We start from the raw sequence: 3624 nt of genomic DNA, 5'->3' as shown, positions 1-3624 counted from the left end.
GGCGGCGTTGCAGGTGAAGCTCCAGAGCGCCGCCATGTCCTGCAGGGCCTGGTTTGCCATCGCGGCGCGGCGGCCGGGCTGGTCGGCCATATGGGCGGCCCAGTCCATGATCGCGCCGATCAGCGCCGAGGGCGCAAGCCCGCCCGTGAGCCGCGCCTCCGCCGCATGCAGATTGCGGTCGAACAAACGCATTTCGTTCAGGGCAACCGGTACGGATGCTGGCGTTTTGGGATCTTCAGGCAAGCACGGCCTCCATGAATTCAGGGCGGGCATCTTAAGCGTCAATGATGCCAGTGCCGGCCATAATAGAAGGTGAACGAGGGATAGAGATAGCCGTAGGCCGGGTAATAGGCATAGGGCGGCGGATAAGGGTAATAGCCGGGCGCAGGCGCCACATAAGTTTCCTCAGGCGGCAGGTTCGGCACGTTGTTGCCCTTGGCGGCCATGCATTGCAGATACGTCGTGTCATACTGGCGCTGCAAGCCATAGGCCGAAGCTTGGGCGTTGCTCGCTCCAGAGGCGCTTCCCACCAGCAGGCCCGCACCCGCGCCGATGGCAGCCCCCGCGCCCGCGTTGCCCGAGGCCGCGCCAAGCGCCGCCCCTGCCACGGCGCCGATGGCGGTGCCCACCACGGCGCTGCCCACGGCCGCCTGGTTGGCGGCCCCGGCGGGCGAGGCATAGCCGACGCTTTGCGCCGCGGCATCGCGGCAGGTGGCATCATCGGCCTGAAACTCTGAATAGCTGATCCCTTGGCCGGGGAGCACCACCACGCTCGGCCCGGTGGGCGGCGCCACGGCACAACCGCCAAGCCCGGCCAGCAACAACATGCCCAGAGCAGGCCTGATTATTTTCAAATTGTTCATAATCTTTCCTTCCAGCATATAAGTTTTCAGGATGAAGACGCCCGCGAGCCATATGCAGCCGCTATTAGGCCAAAGCACGCGCCGTGTCCTTGATTTCCATCAAGGAGCGGCGCGATTGATCCTAATCAAGGCAGATTGCCGGGCAATGGCATAGCAAGGCAACGTGCGGTTGGTTCCGCCTGTCACGAACGGCATCGGATTTGTCATGGAGTCAGTTGCATCGGCGGGGAGGGTCGTTTCGGTTCGCGGCGTTGTCGTGGATGTCAGTTTCGCTGACGGTATTTTGCCTGATATTAACACCGCGCTGGTGGTGGAATGGGACCGCCCCGAACCGCTGATCCTTGAGGTGCATTCCCATGCCGATGCCGCCACCGTGCGCGCGATCGCCCTGCAGACCACTGCGGGCCTGGCGCGCAACACCACTGTCCGCGCCACCGGCGGGCCGGTGAGCGTGCCGGTGGGCGAGGCGGTTTTGGGCCGGCTGCTCGATGTCACCGGCAATATTGGCGACCGCGGCCCGCCGCTGCCCGCGGGCACGCCCCGCCGCCCGATCCACAATCCGCCCCCCGCGCTGGGCGAGGTGGTCGCCACGCATGTGATGTTCGAGACCGGGATCAAGGTGATCGACCTGCTCGCCCCCATGGCCCAGGGCGGCAAGGCGGCGATGTTCGGCGGCGCGGGGGTCGGCAAGACCGTGCTGGTGATGGAGCTGATCCACGCCATGGTGGAGAAATACCAGGGTATTTCAGTGTTCGCCGGCGTCGGGGAGCGCTCGCGCGAGGGGCATGAGTTGCTCAATGACATGCGCCATTCCGGTGTGCTGGCGCGAACAGTGCTGGTCTATGGCCAGATGAACGAGCCGCCTGGCGCGCGCTGGCGTGTGCCGCTCACCGCGCTTACCATCGCCGAACATTTCCGCGACGCCAGGCACCAGAACGTGCTGCTGCTGATGGATAACGTGTTCCGCTTCGTGCAGGCGGGGGCGGAGGTCTCCAGCCTGCTTGGGCGGCTGCCCTCGCGCGTTGGCTACCAGCCCACCTTGGCGAGCGAGGTGGCTGCTCTGGAGGAGCGCATCGCCTCCGTCGCCGGGGCGGCGGTCACCTCCATCCAGGCCGTGTATGTTCCGGCCGATGACTTCACCGACCCGGCGGTGACGGCGATTTCAAGCCATATGGACAGCATCGTCATGCTCTCGCGCCAGCTGGCGGCGGAGGCGTTCTACCCGGCGGTGGACCCGCTGGCATCCTCCTCGATATTGCTCGACCCTCTGGTGGTCGGCGAGGCGCATTACCGCGTGGCGGAGCGCGTGCGCGAGGCGCTGGCGCGGTTCAAGGATCTGCAGGACATCATCGCCCTGCTGGGCATGGAGGAATTGGGCGCGGCGGACCGCCTGATCGTGAAACGCGCGCGGCGCCTGCAACGTTTTTTGAGCCAGCCTTTCAGCGTGACCGAGGCTTTCACTGGCATGCCGGGCCGTTCGGTCAGTTGTGCCGACACCGTGGCCGGGTGCGCGGCGATTTTGGACGGCGAGGCGGATGATTGGGCGGAGGCCTCGCTCTACATGGTGGGCACGCTGGAGGAGGCGCGGGCGAAGGAAGCCGCCGCCCTGAAACCGGCATGAGGCTGCAAATCGTCACCCCGCTGAGCGTGGCCGTTGACCTGCCGGACATCCGCGCCCTGTGCGCCGAGGACGCGAGCGGGCATTTCGGCATACTCCCCGGCCATGCGGAATTTCTCTCCAGCCTGGTCATCTCCGTGGTGGGCTGGACCGGTGGTGACGGCACCGCCCATTACTGCGCGGTGCGCGGCGGCATGATCTCGGTGACAGGCGGGCGGGAGATCACCATCACCACGCGCGAGGCGGTGCCGGGCGATGACCTGGCCACGCTGGAAGCCGATGTGCTGGCCCGCTTCCACGCCGCGCTGGAGGTGGAGAAAACCGAGCGGGTGGCGAGCACCCGGCTGCAGTTGAACGCCATCAGGATGATCATGCGCCATCTGCGTCCGGATATGCGCGGCGTGGGAGAGTTTTCATGAGCGAGCCGGAGGAGAGAGACCCGCTGCTGAAGGGCGTGCGTTTGCGCGGCGAGCGCCACAAGCGCTGGCTGCGTGAGGGCGAGGCCTCCACCGCGCGGCGCCTGGCGCAAATCGGTGTGCTGGGCTGGATCATCGTGGTGCCGATGCTGATCGGCGTATTCATCGGCCATTGGCTCGACCACAGATTCAACACCGGCATTTTCTGGACCGCGCCGCTGCTGTTCCTGGGGTTGGGGCTGGGCTGCTGGTCAGGGTGGAAATGGATGCAGGGCGCATGAGCGCGGCGCTGTATCCGCTAGCCGGTTTTTGCGCCGGGCTGGGGTATTTTTATGCCGTGTGGCGCAGCGCGCTTGCGTTCACCCGGGGCGGCGCGGCGGCGGCCGTGGGGCTTGCGCTGGCGCGGCTCGCCCTGCTGGGCGGGCTGCTGGCGCTGGCCGGCCGGCACGGGGCGCTGGCGCTGCTGCTCACGGCGCTCGGGGTTCTGGCCGCCCGCCCGCTGGTGCTGCGCCGTTACCGGGTGGCGGCATGATCTCGCCGCTCAGCAATCTGCCGTTGTTTCATCTCGGCCCGCTGCCGGTCCCGGAATCGGTTGTGGCCACCTGGGGCATCATGCTGCTGCTGGCGGGCGGCGGCGCCATGCTCACACGCAGGCTCCAACTCGTCCCCAGCCGCACCCAGGCGGCGCTGGAACTGATCGTGTCCACCGTGGACAGCCAGATACGCG

General features: G+C 66.9%; 6 protein-coding genes and 1 pseudogene. 5 read left to right on the top strand and 2 right to left on the bottom strand.

Annotated features, from left to right (window positions below; genetic code table 11):
* On the bottom strand, positions 1-243 hold a 243-nt coding region (locus HKL97_RS00770; RefSeq protein ID WP_291421878.1), incomplete at its 3' end, for a poly-beta-hydroxybutyrate polymerase N-terminal domain-containing protein.
* A gap of 38 nt (positions 244-281) precedes the next feature.
* The gene (locus tag HKL97_RS00765) at positions 282-863 is read right to left on the bottom strand and encodes a glycine zipper family protein (protein ID WP_291421876.1); all 582 of its coding nucleotides are present in this window, start codon (positions 861-863) and stop codon (positions 282-284) included.
* A 205-nt stretch (positions 864-1068) separates the two neighbouring features.
* Here HKL97_RS00765 and atpD point away from each other — a divergent pair, with 205 nt between their 5' ends.
* The 5 genes and pseudogenes from atpD to HKL97_RS00740 form a co-directional block, all read left to right on the top strand.
* A complete protein-coding gene (gene atpD, locus HKL97_RS00760) occupies positions 1069-2484 on the top strand; it encodes a F0F1 ATP synthase subunit beta (protein WP_291421874.1) in 1416 nt (471 codons plus the stop codon).
* Positions 2481-2900, top strand: a complete 420-nt coding sequence (locus HKL97_RS00755; RefSeq protein WP_291421872.1) for a F0F1 ATP synthase subunit epsilon — start codon at positions 2481-2483, stop codon at positions 2898-2900. The genes atpD and HKL97_RS00755 overlap by 4 nt, the downstream gene beginning before the upstream one ends.
* Positions 2897-3178 carry an AtpZ/AtpI family protein gene (locus HKL97_RS00750; protein WP_291421869.1) on the top strand — a complete coding sequence of 94 codons (282 nt, stop codon included), beginning with the start codon at positions 2897-2899 and terminating at the stop codon, positions 3176-3178. Before HKL97_RS00755 ends, HKL97_RS00750 begins: the two co-directional genes overlap by 4 nt.
* The gene (locus HKL97_RS00745) at positions 3175-3429 is read left to right on the top strand and encodes an ATP synthase subunit I (protein ID WP_291421867.1); all 255 of its coding nucleotides are present in this window, start codon (positions 3175-3177) and stop codon (positions 3427-3429) included. The genes HKL97_RS00750 and HKL97_RS00745 overlap by 4 nt, the downstream gene beginning before the upstream one ends.
* Positions 3426-3624: pseudogene (locus HKL97_RS00740) on the top strand (F0F1 ATP synthase subunit A); the annotation flags it as partial. The gene HKL97_RS00745 and the pseudogene HKL97_RS00740, both read left to right, overlap by 4 nt.

The sequence above is a fragment of the Acidocella sp. genome (assembly GCF_013044125.1).
Lineage (GTDB): Bacteria > Pseudomonadota > Alphaproteobacteria > Acetobacterales > Acetobacteraceae > Acidocella.
This window is presented reverse-complemented; position numbering and strand designations above follow the sequence as displayed.